General features: G+C 60.0%; 19 protein-coding genes and 1 pseudogene. 11 read left to right on the top strand and 9 right to left on the bottom strand.

From position 1 onward, the window contains the following. The first annotated feature begins 1 nt into the window (after position 1). The 4 genes from folE (at position 2) to QRN41_RS09200 (ending at position 1,652) form a co-directional block, all read left to right on the top strand. A complete protein-coding gene (gene folE / locus QRN41_RS09185) occupies positions 2 to 562 on the top strand; it encodes a GTP cyclohydrolase I FolE (protein ID WP_034100547.1) in 561 nt (186 codons plus the stop codon). Between the two features lie 2 nt (positions 563 to 564). Next, positions 565 to 936 carry a dihydroneopterin triphosphate 2'-epimerase gene (gene folX, locus QRN41_RS09190; RefSeq protein ID WP_034100548.1) on the top strand — a complete coding sequence of 124 codons (372 nt, stop codon included), beginning with the start codon at positions 565 to 567 and terminating at the stop codon, positions 934 to 936. An 85-nt stretch (positions 937 to 1,021) separates the two neighbouring features. After that, on the top strand, positions 1,022 to 1,318 hold the full coding sequence (locus QRN41_RS09195) for a DUF1244 domain-containing protein (protein ID WP_034139261.1): 297 nt from the start codon (positions 1,022 to 1,024) through the stop codon (positions 1,316 to 1,318). Next, a complete protein-coding gene (locus tag QRN41_RS09200) occupies positions 1,311 to 1,652 on the top strand; it encodes a HopJ type III effector protein (RefSeq protein WP_167416595.1) in 342 nt (113 codons plus the stop codon). The genes QRN41_RS09195 and QRN41_RS09200 overlap by 8 nt, the downstream gene beginning before the upstream one ends. Positions 1,653 to 1,881: 229 nt before the next feature. On the opposite strand, the gene trxB is transcribed toward QRN41_RS09200, so the two are convergent. Then, positions 1,882 to 2,844, bottom strand: a complete 963-nt coding sequence (gene trxB, locus QRN41_RS09205; RefSeq protein WP_034100551.1) for a thioredoxin-disulfide reductase — start codon at positions 2,842 to 2,844, stop codon at positions 1,882 to 1,884. A 294-nt stretch (positions 2,845 to 3,138) separates the two neighbouring features. Here trxB and cysZ point away from each other — a divergent pair, with 294 nt between their 5' ends. Then, positions 3,139 to 3,924 carry a sulfate transporter CysZ gene (gene cysZ / locus QRN41_RS09210; protein ID WP_034115065.1) on the top strand — a complete coding sequence of 262 codons (786 nt, stop codon included), beginning with the start codon at positions 3,139 to 3,141 and terminating at the stop codon, positions 3,922 to 3,924. Between the two features lie 37 nt (positions 3,925 to 3,961). Then, on the top strand, positions 3,962 to 5,164 hold the full coding sequence (locus tag QRN41_RS09215) for a glycosyltransferase family 4 protein (RefSeq protein ID WP_034100553.1): 1,203 nt from the start codon (positions 3,962 to 3,964) through the stop codon (positions 5,162 to 5,164). On the opposite strand, the gene QRN41_RS09220 is transcribed toward QRN41_RS09215, so the two are convergent. The 7 genes from QRN41_RS09220 to rplU all read right to left on the bottom strand — a co-directional run bounded on the left by QRN41_RS09220 (position 5,133) and on the right by rplU (position 10,719). Beyond that, positions 5,133 to 6,236, bottom strand: a complete 1,104-nt coding sequence (locus QRN41_RS09220) for an NADH:flavin oxidoreductase (protein ID WP_094065555.1) — start codon at positions 6,234 to 6,236, stop codon at positions 5,133 to 5,135. The two genes, QRN41_RS09215 and QRN41_RS09220, sit on opposite strands and share 32 nt — an antisense overlap. A gap of 148 nt (positions 6,237 to 6,384) precedes the next feature. After that, on the bottom strand, positions 6,385 to 6,867 hold the full coding sequence (locus tag QRN41_RS09225; RefSeq protein ID WP_285421467.1) for a glutathione peroxidase: 483 nt from the start codon (positions 6,865 to 6,867) through the stop codon (positions 6,385 to 6,387). Positions 6,868 to 6,968: 101 nt separating this feature from the next. Beyond that, the gene (locus QRN41_RS09230) at positions 6,969 to 7,433 is read right to left on the bottom strand and encodes a CreA family protein (RefSeq protein ID WP_034100556.1); all 465 of its coding nucleotides are present in this window, start codon (positions 7,431 to 7,433) and stop codon (positions 6,969 to 6,971) included. 15 nt (positions 7,434 to 7,448) lie between these two features. Beyond that, positions 7,449 to 8,567, bottom strand: a complete 1,119-nt coding sequence (gene proB, locus QRN41_RS09235; protein WP_034139267.1) for a glutamate 5-kinase — start codon at positions 8,565 to 8,567, stop codon at positions 7,449 to 7,451. A gap of 127 nt (positions 8,568 to 8,694) precedes the next feature. Continuing rightward, a complete protein-coding gene (gene cgtA / locus QRN41_RS09240; RefSeq protein WP_024077369.1) occupies positions 8,695 to 9,918 on the bottom strand; it encodes an Obg family GTPase CgtA in 1,224 nt (407 codons plus the stop codon). Positions 9,919 to 10,112: 194 nt separating this feature from the next. Continuing rightward, on the bottom strand, positions 10,113 to 10,370 hold the full coding sequence (gene rpmA, locus QRN41_RS09245; protein WP_003176049.1) for a 50S ribosomal protein L27: 258 nt from the start codon (positions 10,368 to 10,370) through the stop codon (positions 10,113 to 10,115). Positions 10,371 to 10,404: 34 nt separating this feature from the next. After that, entirely contained in the window at positions 10,405 to 10,719 is a 315-nt protein-coding gene (gene rplU / locus QRN41_RS09250) for a 50S ribosomal protein L21 (RefSeq protein WP_003176051.1), read from the bottom strand. 239 nt (positions 10,720 to 10,958) lie between these two features. Here rplU and QRN41_RS09255 point away from each other — a divergent pair, with 239 nt between their 5' ends. From QRN41_RS09255 to QRN41_RS09265, 3 genes are all read left to right on the top strand, one after another. Beyond that, positions 10,959 to 11,927, top strand: coding sequence for a polyprenyl synthetase family protein (locus QRN41_RS09255; RefSeq protein ID WP_034139268.1), 969 nt, complete (start codon positions 10,959 to 10,961; stop codon positions 11,925 to 11,927). 117 nt (positions 11,928 to 12,044) lie between these two features. Next, positions 12,045 to 12,386, top strand: a complete 342-nt coding sequence (locus QRN41_RS09260; protein WP_285421468.1) for a zinc ribbon domain-containing protein YjdM — start codon at positions 12,045 to 12,047, stop codon at positions 12,384 to 12,386. 160 nt (positions 12,387 to 12,546) lie between these two features. Then, a complete protein-coding gene (locus QRN41_RS09265; protein WP_024077374.1) occupies positions 12,547 to 12,804 on the top strand; it encodes a PA4570 family protein in 258 nt (85 codons plus the stop codon). Positions 12,805 to 12,867: 63 nt separating this feature from the next. On the opposite strand, the gene bamJ is transcribed toward QRN41_RS09265, so the two are convergent. Beyond that, a complete protein-coding gene (gene bamJ, locus QRN41_RS09270) occupies positions 12,868 to 13,485 on the bottom strand; it encodes a BamJ family beta-barrel-assembly machinery protein (RefSeq protein WP_285421469.1) in 618 nt (205 codons plus the stop codon). A gap of 406 nt (positions 13,486 to 13,891) precedes the next feature. Between bamJ and QRN41_RS26280 the strand changes: the two are divergent. Both QRN41_RS26280 and QRN41_RS26285 read left to right on the top strand, forming a co-directional pair. Next, positions 13,892 to 14,821, top strand: a pseudogene (locus QRN41_RS26280) (methyl-accepting chemotaxis protein); the annotation flags it as partial. Further along, complete coding sequence (locus tag QRN41_RS26285) at positions 14,813 to 15,676, top strand: methyl-accepting chemotaxis protein (RefSeq protein ID WP_371918507.1); 864 nt, start codon at positions 14,813 to 14,815, stop codon at positions 15,674 to 15,676. The pseudogene QRN41_RS26280 and the gene QRN41_RS26285, both read left to right, overlap by 9 nt. Positions 15,677 to 15,886: the final 210 nt, after the last annotated feature.

Genomic DNA, 15,886 nt, shown 5'->3' on the forward strand with positions numbered 1-15,886 from the left:
TATGACCTTTTCCCTGCCCCACCATTACCGCGAGATCCTCATGGGCCTGGGCGAAGACCCGGAACGCGAAGGCTTGCTCGATACCCCCAAGCGCGCCGCCAAAGCCATGCAATACCTGTGTCATGGCTACGAGCAGAACCTGGAAGAGATCGTCAATGGCGCGCTGTTCGCCTCCGACAATGACGAGATGGTGATCCTCAAGGACATCGAGCTGTATTCGCTGTGCGAGCACCACCTGCTGCCCTTTATCGGCAAAGCCCATGTGGCGTATATCCCGACCGGCCGCGTGCTGGGCCTGTCGAAGCTGGCGCGCATCGTCGACATGTTCGCCCGACGCCTGCAGATCCAGGAAAACCTCACGCGGCAAATCGCCGATGCGATCCAGGAGGTCACCCAGGCCGCTGGCGTGGCCGTGGTGATCGAGGCCCAGCACATGTGCATGATGATGCGCGGCGTGGAGAAACAGAATTCAACCATGAACACCTCGGTGATGCTCGGCGCGTTTCGCGAGTCGAACACCACGCGCATGGAGTTCCTGCAACTGATTGGACGGAGCAAGTAGCAATGCCACAACTTCAACCAGGCATGGCGCGCATCCGGGTCAAGGACCTGTGCCTGCGTACCTATATCGGCATCAATGAGGACGAAATCCTCAATAAGCAGGACGTGCTGATCAACCTGACCATCCTGTATGCCGCCCAGGAAGCCGTGCGCGACAACGACATCGACCACGCGCTGAACTACCGCACCATCACCAAGGCCATCATTGCCCATGTGGAGGGCAACCGCTTTGCCCTGCTGGAGCGCCTGACCCAGGAACTGTTGGACCTGGTGATGAGCAACGCATCGGTGCTGTATGCCGAAGTCGAAGTGGACAAGCCCCACGCGCTGCGGTTTGCCGAGTCGGTGTCGATAACGTTAGCTGCAAGCCGCTAGCTATAAGCTGCAAGCTAATGGCCAACCCCATTCCAACTTGCAGCTTGAAGCTCACCCGCTTGAAGCTGCCTCGAAGAGCTCCACTATGAACGATCAACAACGCCTCGAACTCGAAGCCGCTGCCTTCCGCCGACTGGTAGCGCATCTGGACAGCCGCAAGGACGTGCAGAATATCGACCTGATGAACCTCGCCGGCTTCTGCCGCAATTGCCTGTCCAAGTGGTACAAGGCCGAGGCCGATGAGCGCCAGATCGAGCTGAGCCTCGATGACGCCCGTGAAGTGGTGTACGGCATGCCGTACGCCGAGTGGAAAGCCCAATACCAGAAAGAAGCCAGCGCCGAGCAACAGGCCGCGTTCGCCCAAGGAAAACCCCATGACTGATCTGAACACTCTGCGCGCCAGCCTTAACAGTGGCGAGCACGTTTTTGCCGATACCCTGGCGTTTGTCGCGGCCGGTTACGATTACCAGCCCCAAGCGTTCACCAATGGCAACGTGGAAAACGCCGCTTTGCAGAACGAAGGTTCGTGCAAGACCCTGGGATTGGCCCTGCTGGAAGGCTTGAGCGATCAGGAAGCGCTGCTGGCGTTTGGGGAGCACTACCGTGCGGTGGTGGCCACGCCGGAGGGCAGTGACCATGGCAATATTCGCGCGTTGATGGCCCATGGGTTGGCCGGGGTGAAATTTGCGGCACCGCCCCTGACGCGCAAGTCCTGAGTCAGATGCAGGTAATAGACTTGCCCAGATAGGGTCAGGTCAGCCAACTATTCTGCAGCGGGTACATCTGCATCGGGGGCAAGCCCCCTCCCACAAATCTGATCGGGTCCATGCCTCCACAATGCGCCAAGCTGAAGGCAAACGCAGATTCAGTGTGGGAGGGGGCTTGCCCCCGATAGCGGTGTCCAAAAAAAACCGGCCTCGCAGCCGGTTTTTTTATATGGGCACTTTAGAACGCAGCGTCCTTCAAACCGTCGAGGTAACGCTCGGCATCCAGGGCCGCCATGCAACCGGCGCCGGCCGAGGTGATGGCCTGACGGTATACATGGTCAGCCACGTCACCGGCGGCGAAGATACCTTCGATGTTGGTGGCGGTGGCGTTGCCTTCACGGCCGCCCTGTACCACCAGGTAACCGTCCTTGGCTTCCAATACGCCTTCGAACAGCGAAGTGTTCGGGGTGTGGCCGATGGCGATGAACACACCGTCGACTTTCAGCTCGTCGAAGCTGCCGTCGTTGTTTTTCAGGCGAGCACCGGTCACGCCCATATTGTCGCCCAGGACTTCGTCCAGGGTGGCGTTGAGCTTGAGGATGATTTTGCCTTCGGCGACGCGGGCGTGCAGCTTGTCGATCAGGATCTTTTCGGCACGGAAGGTCTCACGACGGTGGATCAGGGTCACGGTGCTGGCGATGTTGGCCAGGTACAGCGCCTCTTCCACGGCAGTGTTGCCGCCACCAACCACGGCGACCGGCTTGTTACGGTAGAAGAAACCGTCGCAGGTGGCGCAGGCGGACACGCCCTTGCCCATAAACGCTTCTTCCGACGGCAGGCCCAGGTAACGGGCGCTGGCACCGGTGGCGATGATCAGGGCATCACAGGTGTACACGCCGCTGTCGCCGGTCAGGCTGTAAGGCTTCTTCGAGAAATCGACCTGGTTGATGTGGTCGAAAACAATTTCGGTCTCAAAGCGCTCGGCGTGTTCTTTCATACGCTCCATCAGCGCCGGGCCGGTCAGGCCGTGGACGTCGCCCGGCCAGTTGTCGACTTCGGTGGTGGTGGTCAGCTGACCGCCCGCCTGCATGCCGGTGATCAGCAGCGGCTTGAGGTTGGCGCGGGCCGCATAGACGGCAGCGCTGTAACCGGCAGGGCCGGAACCGAGAATAATCACTCGCGAATGACGGGTATCAGACATGACTCGCTCCTATCGACCGCCCGAACCACAAGACGGCTGGAATAAAAAAAGGACTGCGAAGCACTTGGGGAAGGCTTGAACTCGCAGATCCTGAAAAATAATGGGTGCAGCGTATAGAGGGGGGCAAGATTAAGGAAATACGGATTAACAATCCAGCTCATAGGCGGTCTCTATGCAGTCGACGCCCTTGATCGACGCGTTTGTTACCTTTGATGTCGTCGCGCTGACCACGCTTTCGCCCTGAAGACAAAGCCGGTAAGGTCGGCGCGTTCGTCATTCTGCTCGGAGTTCGTCATGCCCGCCCCTGTACTTTCCGGCCCGCAATACCTGCGCGAGGGCCTCAAACTGGTGTTGAGCCCCGGCCTGCGTTTGTTTGTGCTGCTGCCGCTGGCGATCAACCTGATCTTGTTCGTCGGCCTGATCTATTTTGCCGGCCATCAGTTCAGCCTCTGGGTCGACCACTTGATGCCGACCCTGCCCAGTTGGCTGAGTTTTCTCAATTATCTGCTGTGGCCACTGTTTGTGGTGCTGGTGGTGCTGATGGTGTTTTTCACCTTCACTATGCTCGCCAACATCATCGCGGCGCCGTTCAATGGCTTCCTGGCGGAGAAGGTCGAAGTGGTGGTGCGGGGCACCGATGACTTCCCGCCCTTCAGTTGGGGCGAACTGATCGCCATGGTTCCCCGCACCCTGGCCCGGGAAATGCGCAAGCTGGGTTACTTCCTGCCACGGGCCATCGGCCTGTTTATCCTGTCGTTCATTCCGGTGGTCAACCTGGTCGCCGCACCGCTGTGGCTGCTGTTCGGCGTATGGATGATGGCGATCCAGTACATCGACTACCCGGCGGACAACCACAAACTGGGCTGGAACGAAATGCTCGCCTGGCTGCGGCAGAAACGCTGGCAGAGCATGAGCTTCGGCGGCGTCGTCTATCTGGTGCTATTGGTGCCGGTGGTCAACCTGTTGATGATGCCGGCGGCGGTGGCCGGCGCAACGCTCTTCTGGGTACGTGAACAAGGGGCCGAGGCCATGGCGCAGCAACACAAAGCGACACCCGTCATAAATCCATCATCCCGATGACACATTGACGACATGGCCCACAGTGAGACTGTGGGTCATGACGACAGCTTCGCTTCACATCACCCTGATTACCGAAACCTTCCCGCCAGAGATCAACGGGGTGGCCAATACCCTCGGCCGCTTGTGCGATGGTTTGCGCGCCCGTGGCCATCAAGTCGAACTGGTGCGCCCACGCCAGAGCGTTGACCAGAGCCGCCCGAGCGACGCCCAATTGCTACTGTGTCGTGGCTGGCCGCTGCCAGGTTATCCGGGGCTGCAATGGGGCCAATCGTCGATGCACAAGTTGCTACGACGCTGGACACGTCAGCGCCCGGATGTGCTGTACATCGCCACCGAAGGCCCCTTGGGGTTGTCGGCGTTGCGGGCGGCGCGGCGTTTGGGGATCAGCGTGGTCAGTGGTTTCCACACCAATTTCCAGCAGTACTCGAACCAATATGGCCTGAGCCTGTTAAGCCGGATGGTCACCCACTATCTGCGCTGGTTCCATAACCGTTCCAGCTTGACGCTGGTGCCCAGCGCCAGCCAACGCCTGGAACTGGAACGCCGACATTTCGAGCGCCTGGGCATGCTGTCGCGCGGCGTCGACAGCCAACTCTTCCACCCGGCCAAACGCGACAATGCACTGCGCGACAGTTGGGGGTTGGGCAACGAGGATGTGGCGGTGCTGCATGTCGGGCGACTGGCCCAGGAAAAAAACCTCGGGTTGCTCAAACGTTGCTTCGAGTCCTTGCAGACCACTTATCCACAGCGCCGACTGAAATTAATCATCGTCGGCGACGGCCCTCAGCGGCCTCAACTGGAGCGCGACCTTCCGGACGCAATCTTCTGCGGCACCCAGCGCGGCGAGACCCTGGCCAGGCACTATGCCTCGGGGGACCTGTTCCTGTTTCCGAGCCTCACAGAAACCTTCGGCAATGTTGTGTTGGAAGCCATGGCCTCAGGATTGGGCGTGGTGGCGTACGATCAGGCGGCCGCGACCCAGCACATCCGCCATGGCTATAACGGTGTGCTGGCGATGCCTGGAGATGAGGACGCGTTTTGCGATGCGGCCAACTGGCTGCTGGAAGAACGCGAAAGTTTGCGCAGGGCACGCCTGAATGCACGCCAGCATGCGAGCCGCCAAGGCTGGCCGGCGATCATTGAGCAGTTCGAGCGCCAATTGCGCGGTGTCTGCGAGGGCGGGCACCTGGCACCCGCCCTGTCGCCGCTTACACCAGGGTCGTCAACGCCTCACGACTGAACGGAAGGATGTCGGCTTCGCGGCCTTCGCGCACCTTGACGGCCCAATCCGGGTCCACCAGCAGCGCACGACCTACGGCAACCAAGTCGAACTCATCGTTGTTCAGACGCTCCAGCAGTTTTTCCAGGCTGGCCGGTTGGGCGACCTTGTCGGTGTTGACCATGAATTGCAGGAACTCGCCATCCAAGCCGACGCTGCCGACGGTGATGGTGGGTTTACCGGTGAGCTGGCGAGTCCAGCCGGCCAGATTAAGGTCGGAACCTTCGAACTCCGGCTCCCAAAAACGCCGCGTGGAGCAGTGGAAAATATCCACACCCGCGTCAGACAACGGCTTTAGGAACTCACCCAGCGCTTCGGGGGTTTGTACCAGGCGTGCGGTGTAGTCCTGTTGTTTCCACTGGGAGAAACGGAAGATGATCGGAAAGTCCGGGCCCACAGCGGCGCGGGTCGCTTGGATCAGCTCGATGGCGAACCGCGAGCGGTTGGCCAGGCTGCCGCCGTACTCGTCGGTGCGCTGGTTGCTGCCTTCCCAGAAGAACTGGTCTACCAGATAGCCGTGGGCGCCGTGGATTTCCACGCCGTCCATGCCGATACGTTGCGCGTCTTTGGCCGCTTGGGCGAAGGCGGCGATGACGTCCTGGATGTCCTGGGCGGTCATGCCGTGGACGACCACGTTGCCATCCTTGAGTTTTTCCATCGGGCCGTAGGCCGGTACGCTAGCGTCTGGCTCGGTGCCTATGCGGCGTACGCTGCCTACATGCCACAACTGCGGGACAATCTTGCCACCCTCGGCGTGCACGGCGTCCACCACTTTCTTCCAACCGGCCAGAGCAGCTTCGCCATAGAAATGCGGGACGTTCGGGTAGCCGTTGGAGGCTTTATGACCCACCACGGTGCCTTCGGTAATGATCAGACCCACGCCTGCGGCGGCACGGCGGCGGTAGTACTCGACAACTTTGGCATTGGGCACGCCGCCGGGCGAGAACGAACGGGTCATCGGCGCCATGACCACACGGGTCGGCAAGTGCAGCGCACCGAGCTGGAACGGTTTGAACAAGGCTTGGGCAGGCATGGGAGCACTCCACGAAGGGCTGGATTTATGATGCGGATAATATGGCCAGCACCGTGTGTGGAGTAGCACTATTGATCTGAGTGATTAAGGCTTAGAAACGCCGAACACCTGCAGGCGCGAACATGCTCGCGCCCACAGGTGAGGGGGATCAGGACAAGGCTTTTTCGATGGCCTGAATGACCGTCGGATCATCGGGCGCCGTGCGCGGCGAGAAGCGCGCAAGCACGCGGCCATCTTTACCCAGCAGGAATTTTTCGAAGTTCCAGGTGATATCCCCAGGAAACTCAGCACCCTCGCCCGCCAGCAGGCGGTACAACTGGTGACGCTCAGGGCCATTCACGTCGAGTTTGCTACCCAGGGGGAAGGTCACGTCGTAGTTCAGGCTGCAGAACGCGCGGATTTCTTCCTCGCTGCCGGGTTCCTGGCCGGCAAACTGGTTGCACGGCAGGCCCAGCACGGTAAATCCGCGGCCTTTGTACTGTTGGTAGAGGTTTTCCAACGCCGCATATTGCGGGGTCAAACCGCACTTGGACGCAACGTTGACCACCAGCACAACTTGCCCCTTGAAAGGCGCCAGCGGCAGCTCCTGTCCGTCTAAAGCTTTGAGTTTCAGGTCGTGGAAAGCACTCATGACGAACTCCAGATATCCCATGTTCTATGCATTGCGGCTGTTCGAGAGTACAGACCGCAAGCCTGCAATCATAGACGGCGATTACAAAACCCGCCTGCGGGTTACTGAGCGGTCGGCCACGGCAAAATCGGAATCGCCGTGACGGCATTCTGCGGGCTGCCCTCGATCAGGCGGTCGCTGTAGACCAGGTACACCAGGGTATTGCGCTTCTTGTCGAGGAAACGCACTACCTGCATGGTCTTGAACACCAGCGAGGTGCGCTCCTTGAACACTTCATCGCCATCCTTGAGTTCGCCCTTGAAGCGGATCGGCCCGACCTGACGGCAGGCGATCGAGGCTTCGGCGCGGTCTTCGGCCAGACCAAGGCCGCCTTTCACGCCGCCAGTCTTGGCGCGCGAGAGGTAGCAGGTCACGCCGTCGACCTTGGGGTCATCGAACGCTTCGACCACGATTCGGTCATTGGGGCCGACGAACTTGAACACCGTCGACACCTGGCCAACTTCCTCGGCAGACGCCAGCAGCGGCATGGCCAACAGCAGGCCGAGCAATCCTTTCATTACGCGCATCGTGTATTCCTTTGGTTAAACCAGGATCAGGTTATCGCGGTGCACCAGTTCCGGCTCCGCCATGTAACCCAATAGACCGACAATCGCGTCGGACGGCTGCCCGATGATTTTTTGCGCTTCCAGAGCGCTGTAGTTGGCCAGGCCGCGGGCGATCTCACGACCGTCCGGCGCCACGCAGACCACCATCTCGCCACGGCGGAAGCTGCCCTGCACTTGCTTGACGCCAACCGGCAACAAGCTTTTGTTGCCTTGGGACAACGCCGCCACAGCGCCGTCGTCCAGCACCAGGGTGCCACGGGTTTGCAAATGCCCCGCCAGCCACTGCTTGCGCGCCGCCAACATGCCGCGCTCCGGCGACAGCAACGTGCCGATGCGCTCGCCGGCCTTGAGACGGTCCAGCACGCGCTCCAAGCGCCCGCCGACGATAATGGTGTGCGCGCCGGAACGCGCCGCCAGGCGCGCAGCGCGCAGCTTGGTCTGCATGCCGCCACGGCCCAAAGCACCGCCGACACTGCCGGCCACGGCATCGAGCGCCGGGTCATCGGCGCGCGCTTCGTAAATAAGCTGGGCATCGGGGTTGTTGCGCGGGTCGGCGTCGAACATGCCGTCGCGGTCGGTGAGGATCACCAGCAGATCGGCTTCCACCAGGTTGGCCACCAGGGCGGCCAGGGTGTCGTTGTCGCCGAAGCGGATTTCGTCGGTGACCACGGTATCGTTCTCGTTGATCACCGGGATCACCTTGAGCTCCACCAGGGCGCGCAAGGTGCTGCGGGCGTTCAGGTAGCGTTTGCGGTCGGACAGGTCGTCGTGGGTCAGCAGGATCTGCGCGGTGTGACGGCCGTGCTCGGCAAAGCTGGATTCCCAGGCTTGCACCAGGCCCATCTGGCCGATGGCGGCCGCCGCCTGCAGCTCGTGCATCGCGCTGGGTCGCGCGGTCCAGCCGAGGCGGCTCATGCCGGCGGCAACCGCCCCGGACGACACCAGTACCAATTCAACACCGGCCTCATGCAAGGCCACCATCTGCTCGACCCAGACGCTCATGGCTGCGCGATCGAGCCCCTTGCCATCCGCCGTCAGCAGCGCACTGCCGATCTTTACGACCCAGCGCTGCGCGCCTGTCACTTTGCTCCGCATCATCTTCAACCTTAGAGTGAGGGCTGCGCGACCCAGCGCGGCCCATAACGTTATTCGTGGCTACTTTAAAGACTACAGATACCAAAACGCCGCTCAAGTGAGCGGCGCTTAAGTTTACTGCAACGAATCAGTCGCGCACGTAAATGATTTCCGGACCGTCTTCGTCATCCACGTCTTCTTCGTCCCAATCATCGTCGCCGATGTCGTGGACCGACTTCACGCCGCTACGGCGCAGGGCACGCTGGTCATCCAGGGCCTGCAGTTGGGCGCGCGCTTCGTCTTCGATACGCTGGTCGAGCTCGGCCAGTTCGGCCTTGAACACTGGATCGGCCGCCAGGCGGTCGGCGCGGTCTTCCAGGTAGCGCATGATGTCGCGGGTCAGGCGCTCGGTGCCTTCTTTGGCGATGGCCGAGATCACATAGACCGGACCGGTCCATTCCAGGCGATCAACGATTTCCTTGACGCGTTCCTCGTGTTCTTCTTCGAGGATCTGGTCGCACTTGTTCAGCACCAGCCAACGATCACGCTCGGCCAGGGAGGGGCTGAACTTGGTCAGCTCGCTGACGATCACTTCGGCGGCGTCTGGTGCACTGGTGTCATCCAGCGGTGCCATGTCGACGAGGTGCAGCAGCAACCGGGTGCGGGACAAGTGCTTGAGGAAGCGAATACCCAAGCCAGCACCGTCGGAAGCGCCTTCGATCAGGCCGGGAATGTCGGCGATCACGAAGCTTTTCCAGCGGTCAACGCTGACCACGCCCAGGTTAGGTACCAGGGTGGTGAACGGGTAGTCGGCGACTTTCGGCTTGGCGGCCGATACCGAGCGGATAAAGGTACTCTTGCCAGCGTTCGGCAGGCCCAGCAGACCCACGTCCGCTAGTACTTTCATTTCCAGCTTGAGGTCACGCTGCTCGCCCGGCTTGCCCGGCGTAGTCTGGCGCGGCGCACGGTTGGTACTGGATTTGAATCGGGTGTTACCCAAACCGTGCCAGCCGCCCTGTACCACCATCAGTTTCTGACCGGCCTTGGTCAGGTCGCCGATCACTTCCTGGGTCGCCGAGTCGATGATCGTGGTGCCTACGGGTACGCGCAGGACCAGGTCTTCACCCTTCTTACCGGTGCAGTCGGTGCTGCCGCCGTTGGAGCCACGCTCGGCATCGAAGTGCCGGGTGTAACGGTAGTCGACCAGGGTGTTGAGGTTTTCGTCGGCCATCATGTAGATGGAACCGCCGTCACCGCCGTCGCCGCCGTTGGGGCCACCGTTTTCGATGAATTTTTCGCGACGGAAACTCATGCAACCGTTACCGCCGTCGCCTGCTTTTACTCGGATGGAAACTTCATCAACGAACTTCATAACAAAACGCCTCTCGTCGCATGGACGAGCTTAAGAAACCAAGACATAAGACTCTTGCAAAAATGAGCGCAGCGACCTCAAGCAACATCCGCAAAATCCGCTGCTCTTGCCCATCACAAACAGCTTTGCAAGAGACTCACTCCACAAACGAAAAAGCCCCGTCGCAAGACAGGGCTTTTCCAGCGATCTCGCAATTAAGCTGCGACAACGCTCACGTAACGGCGGTTGAACGCGCCTTTTACTTCAAACTTGATCACGCCTTCGATTTTAGCGAAGAGGGTGTGATCTTTACCCATGCCAACGCCGTAGCCAGCGTGGAATTGGGTGCCGCGCTGACGCACGATGATGTTGCCCGGAATGATTTTCTGGCCGCCATACATCTTCACGCCAAGGCGTTTGGCTTCTGAGTCGCGACCGTTACGGGTACTACCACCAGCTTTTTTGTGTGCCATGAGTCAATTCTCCTAGTGAGGAATTAGGCTGAAATTAAGCCTGAATACCGGTGATTTTGATCTCGGTGTACCACTGGCGGTGGCCCATACGCTTCATGTGGTGCTTACGACGACGGAACTTGATGATGCGGACTTTATCGTGACGACCTTGGGAGATCACTTCAGCCACAACGGTAGCGCCAGCAACGACTGGAGCGCCGATGTTCACGTCATCGCCATTGGCGACCAACAGAACGCGATCAAAAGTCACGGATTCGCCGGTAGCGATTTCCAGTTTTTCGATCTTCAGGTATTCACCTGGGGCGACCTTGTATTGCTTGCCACCAGTAACAATTACTGCGTACGACATGGTATTTCTCCGATAATCCTGCTCACCCAGCGCTTTATAAGAAGAGGTATTGGCTGGCATGGCTGCATGGGATGGACGTCCCGAATGCAATTGCGTAAGGCAGGTGCTGCCCAGGAAGTTCAGGGTGCGCGATTGTACGCAAGGTAAATGGGTGTTGCAAGAGGCCGTCCATCGCGCCTTGACACTGCGGGGCCTGGGTCCTAGCATGCCGCGCAACCCTTCTGGAGCGACTGTCGCTGATGCAACCCCAAGCTTTCTACCGCGCGGTCGCGGACGATTTTAGCGCCGTCGACGGCATCATCAAGCAGCAGCTGACATCTAAAGTGCCGCTGGTCTCCAAAATTGGCGACTACATTACGTCGGCCGGCGGCAAACGCCTGCGTCCTTTATTAGTGTTGCTGTGCGGCAAGGCCCTGGGCCGCGAAGGCGATGACCTGCGCCTGCTGGCCGCCACCATTGAATTCCTGCACACCGCCACCCTGCTGCATGACGACGTGGTCGACATGTCCGGCATGCGCCGTGGCCGCGAGACCGCCAATGCCATGTGGGGCAACGCGCCCAGTGTGCTGGTGGGTGACTTCCTGTATTCGCGCTCGTTCGAAATGATGGTCGAGCTGGGCTCGATGCCGGTGATGAAAATCCTGTCCCAGGCCACGCGCATCATCGCCGAGGGCGAAGTGCTGCAACTGTCCAAGGTGCGCGACGCCAGCACCACCGAAGAAACCTATATGGAAGTGATTCGCGGCAAAACCGCGATGCTCTTCGAGGCCTCCACCCACAGCGCCGCCGCGTTGTGCGGCGCGACCGCCGAGCAGGCCGAAGCCTTGCGTACGTTCGGCGATCATCTGGGCGTGGCATTCCAGTTGGTGGACGATTTGCTCGACTACCGTGGCGACGCCGAAACCCTGGGCAAGAACGTCGGCGACGACCTGGCCGAAGGCAAGCCCACCCTGCCACTGATCTACACCATGCGCGAAGGTACGCCGGAGCAGGCAGCCCTGGTGCGCAAAGCCATCCAGAAAGGCGGGATCGAAGACCTCGAAAGCATCCGTGAGGCCGTCGAGGCGTCTGGTTCGCTGGAATACACCGCGCAACTGGCCCGTGACTACGTAGCCCGTGCCATTCAGTGCCTGGATGCCCTGCCCGCCAGCGAATACCGGGACGCCCTGGTTGAGCTGAGTGAGTTCGCGGTAGCCCGTACGCACTAAGTCATTCAATGTGGGAGGAGCTTGTCTCCTTCCACATTTAGATTTCATTCAACCTGTAAGACCATAAATCCCTATACAATGTGCGACTTTAGCCATCCTGACCTTTAAGGAGCGCAAGTGAGCACTTTGCCACCCTGCCCGAAATGCAATTCCGAATTCACCTACGAAGACGGCACTCAACTGATCTGCCCGGAATGCGCCCATGAGTGGTCCGCCAATGGCGAGACCGAAGCAGCCGGCGATGAAACCGTTAAGAAGGACTCCGTGGGCAACGTGCTGCGGGACGGCGACACCATCACCGTGATCAAAGACCTCAAGGTCAAGGGCACCTCGCTGGTGGTAAAAGTCGGCACCAAGGTGAAGAACATTCGCCTGTGCGACGGCGACCACGATATCGATTGCAAGATCGACGGCATCGGCCCGATGAAACTCAAGTCCGAGTTCGTGCGCAAAGTCTGAATCTGCTGCTTCCATCCCGCGCCCGCCGCGGGATGGCGTTTCGCCCTCTGCGTTGACCGAACGCAATGCCCTTCCAGAAAAAACAGAAAATCGCCAATAGGCACTTGCTATTCAGCGAATAAGAATTATTCTCATTGAAACTCATCAAGGAGAATTGACCATGACTTATTTGATCGACGCCTGGCTGGATCGCCCACACCCTTACCTGCGGATCCTGCATCGGGAAACCGGCGAAGTCTGCGCGGTGCTTGAAGAAGAAGCGTTGAATGAACTGCAAGACCAGGGCGACCTGGACGTCAACGGCCTGAGTTCGAGCGAACCCGGTGTGCTCAAAGAGGTGGTGCGTAACCTGTTTCTGTTCTGCTATGCCCGAGCCTTGCGCCCGACCACTGAGCTCAATGGCAAGTTTCATCCATGAGCTACGCCACCCAACACTGTAGGAGCGAGCAAACTCGCTCCTACAGGTGATCAGCCAACAGTCTTACAGAACGTCGAGCAGCTCGACGTCAAACACCAGAACGCTGTGCGGCGGGATGCTGCCAACGCCTTGAGCGCCGTAAGCCAGCTCGCTCGGCACGTACAGGCGCCATTTGCTGCCGGCATTCATCAGTTGCAGAGCTTCGGTCCAACCGGCGATCACGCCGCCGACCGGGAATTCGGCTGGCTGGCCACGCTCGTAGGAGCTGTCGAACACCGTGCCGTCGATCAGGGTGCCGTGGTAGTGGGTACGCACTTGGTCTTCACGGGTCGGCTTGGCGCCGTCGCCCTGGGTCAGCACTTCAAATTGCAGGCCGGAAGCCAGGGTGGTGATGCCTTCGCGCTTGGCGTTTTCAGCCAGGAAGGCCAGGCCGGCACCGGCGGCCGCTTCAGCCTTGGCAGTTGCTTCAGCTTGCATGACTTCGCGGATCACCTTGAAGCTGGCAGCCATTTGTTCCTGATCAACACGGCTTGGCTTGCCCGCGAAAGCGTCGGTCAGGCCGGCCAGGATCGCGTCCAGGCTCACGCCCGGTGGCGGGTTGTCGCGCAGTTGGTCGCCCAACTGACGGCCGATACCGTAGCTGACGCGGGTTTCGTCGGTGGACAGATTAACTTCGGACATGAAGAGGCTCCGCTGTAGGACGGTACTGAAAACACTGTCTCCCGCACCGCCCAAAACTAAAAGGGCCCGCAGACTAGCACAGAATATATGCCCTCGATGAGCCTTCGCGGCATGCCGACATCGTACCGCTGGTCGCTGTACAAGACTGTGTGTCGGGTTTTATGAATAAACGTTTCAGGTTCTCGTCCGCCTGCCGATACAACCCTTCTCAACTTGGCTGGCTCAAACAACAACACCGTCCAGCAGACAAATCACTTTTGCGGAGCATTCGATGAACAGCTGGTTCGGTAACATCAGCGTCAACCTCAAACTCGGCCTGGGCTTCGGTCTGGTGCTGGTCCTTACGTCCATCCTGGCCTTCACTGGCTGGACCAGCCTCGGCAGCCTGATCAACCGCAGTAACTGGATGAGCGATATCACCCAGCTCAATGCATCACTGACCAAACTGCGCATCGTGCGTTTGCAGTACATGCTGGCCAACGGCGACGAAGCCGTGGCGCAGAATGTGCAGACCAGCCTGGATGCGTTCGCCGCGCAACAGCAGAAGCTGCTGGACAGTTTCAAGAGTCCGGAAAACGTTAAGCTGCTGACCGACCAGAAGGCCGTGATCACCGCCTATCAGCAGTCCCTGAACAAAATGCGCGAGGCTTACCGCAACGGCAACGCTTCACGCCAGGTCATGGGCGACAAGGCCGACATTGCCAACGCTCAGATCGAAGCACTGGACACCAATGTGCAGCAGATGCCGGACAGCCCGGAACGCTTCACGCAGTTCCAGGCATTGACCAATGCCAAACAGCAATTCCTGTTAGCGCGCTACGAAGTGCGCGGCTATACCAACAACGTCAACCCTGACACTGAAGCCCGTGCCGCGGCACAAATCGAGAAAGCCATCACCGGCTTGAAAGGCTTGAGCGCGGTGTTCGGCAGCAGCCAGCAAAGCGCATTGACCGCCCTTGAAACCGCGCTGAGCGCCTATCGCAGTGCCGTGCAGAACTACAAGGCCGCCAACGCCAACATCGTCGCCGCCCGGGCCGAGATGACCACCCAGGGTGCCGATATCGTCACCATCAGCGACAAGCTCTACGACATTCAGCTTGAGCGCCGCGACGCCGAAAGCGCCCAGGCCCGCAGCCTGCAATTGATCAGCACCTTGCTGGCACTGCTGGTTGGCATCATCGCCGCGCTGGTGATTACCCGCCAGATCACCCGCCCGATCCAGGACACCCTGGCCGTAGTGGAACGTATTGCCTCCGGTGATTTGAGCCATAACATCCAGGTCACCCGTCGCGACGAACTGGGCGTACTGCAACAAGGCATCCAGCGCATGGGTACGACCTTGCGTGAACTGATCAGCGGGATTCGTGACGGCGTCACGCAAATCGCCAGCGCCGCCGAAGAGTTGTCGGCCGTGACCGAGCAAACCAGCGCCGGCGTGAATAGCCAGAAAATCGAGACCGACCAGGTTGCCACCGCGATGCACGAGATGACCGCCACCGTGCAGGAAGTGGCGCGCAACGCCGAGCAGGCCTCCCAAGCCGCGTCCGATGCCGATGGCCAGGCCCGTGAAGGCGACAAGGTGGTGGCCGAGGCGATCGCCCAGATCGAGCGACTGGCCGCCGAAGTGGCACGCTCCACCGACGCCATGACGCACCTGCAGCAGGAGAGCAACAAGATCGGCAGCGTCATGGACGTGATCAAGGCTGTGGCCGAACAGACCAACCTGCTGGCCCTCAACGCCGCCATCGAAGCAGCGCGTGCCGGTGAAGCCGGTCGTGGGTTTGCGGTGGTCGCGGACGAAGTACGTGGCCTGGCCCAGCGCACACAGAAATCCACCGAAGAAATCGAAGGTCTGGTGGCCGGTTTACAGAACGGCACCCAACAAGTGGCCACGGTGATGAACAACAGCCGCAGCCTCACCGACAGCAGCGTGGAACTGACCCGCAAAGCCGGAGTGTCGCTGGAGAACATCACGCGGACGGTGTCCAACATTCAATCGATGAACCAGCAGATCGCGGCTGCCGCCGAAGAACAGAGCGCCGTGGCCGAAGAGATCAGCCGCAGCATCGTCAACGTACGGGATGTATCGGAACAGACCGCCACCGCCAGTGAGGAGACCGCCAAATCCAGCGTGGAACTGGCCCGACTGGGCAGCCAGTTGCAGCAGATGGTGAGTCACTTCCGGGTATAAGAAACCAAAAAGCCGCCTCGGCATACACCGAGGCGGCTCCGCTTTTCAGACCTTAGCGGTCATCGAAGCTGTCTCGCAGGAACTTCCATACGTGATAAGCACGCAGGCAGTTCACTACGAGGTTCCACATACGTCGTGCAAACTTAGACATACTCGGCCCTCCGTGAGTTGGGCCTTACCTCCAGCGCACTTACCGGAACATGTGGGCCT

This window comes from Pseudomonas sp. efr-133-TYG-23 (assembly GCF_030209215.1).
GTDB lineage: Bacteria > Pseudomonadota > Gammaproteobacteria > Pseudomonadales > Pseudomonadaceae > Aquipseudomonas > Aquipseudomonas rhodesiae.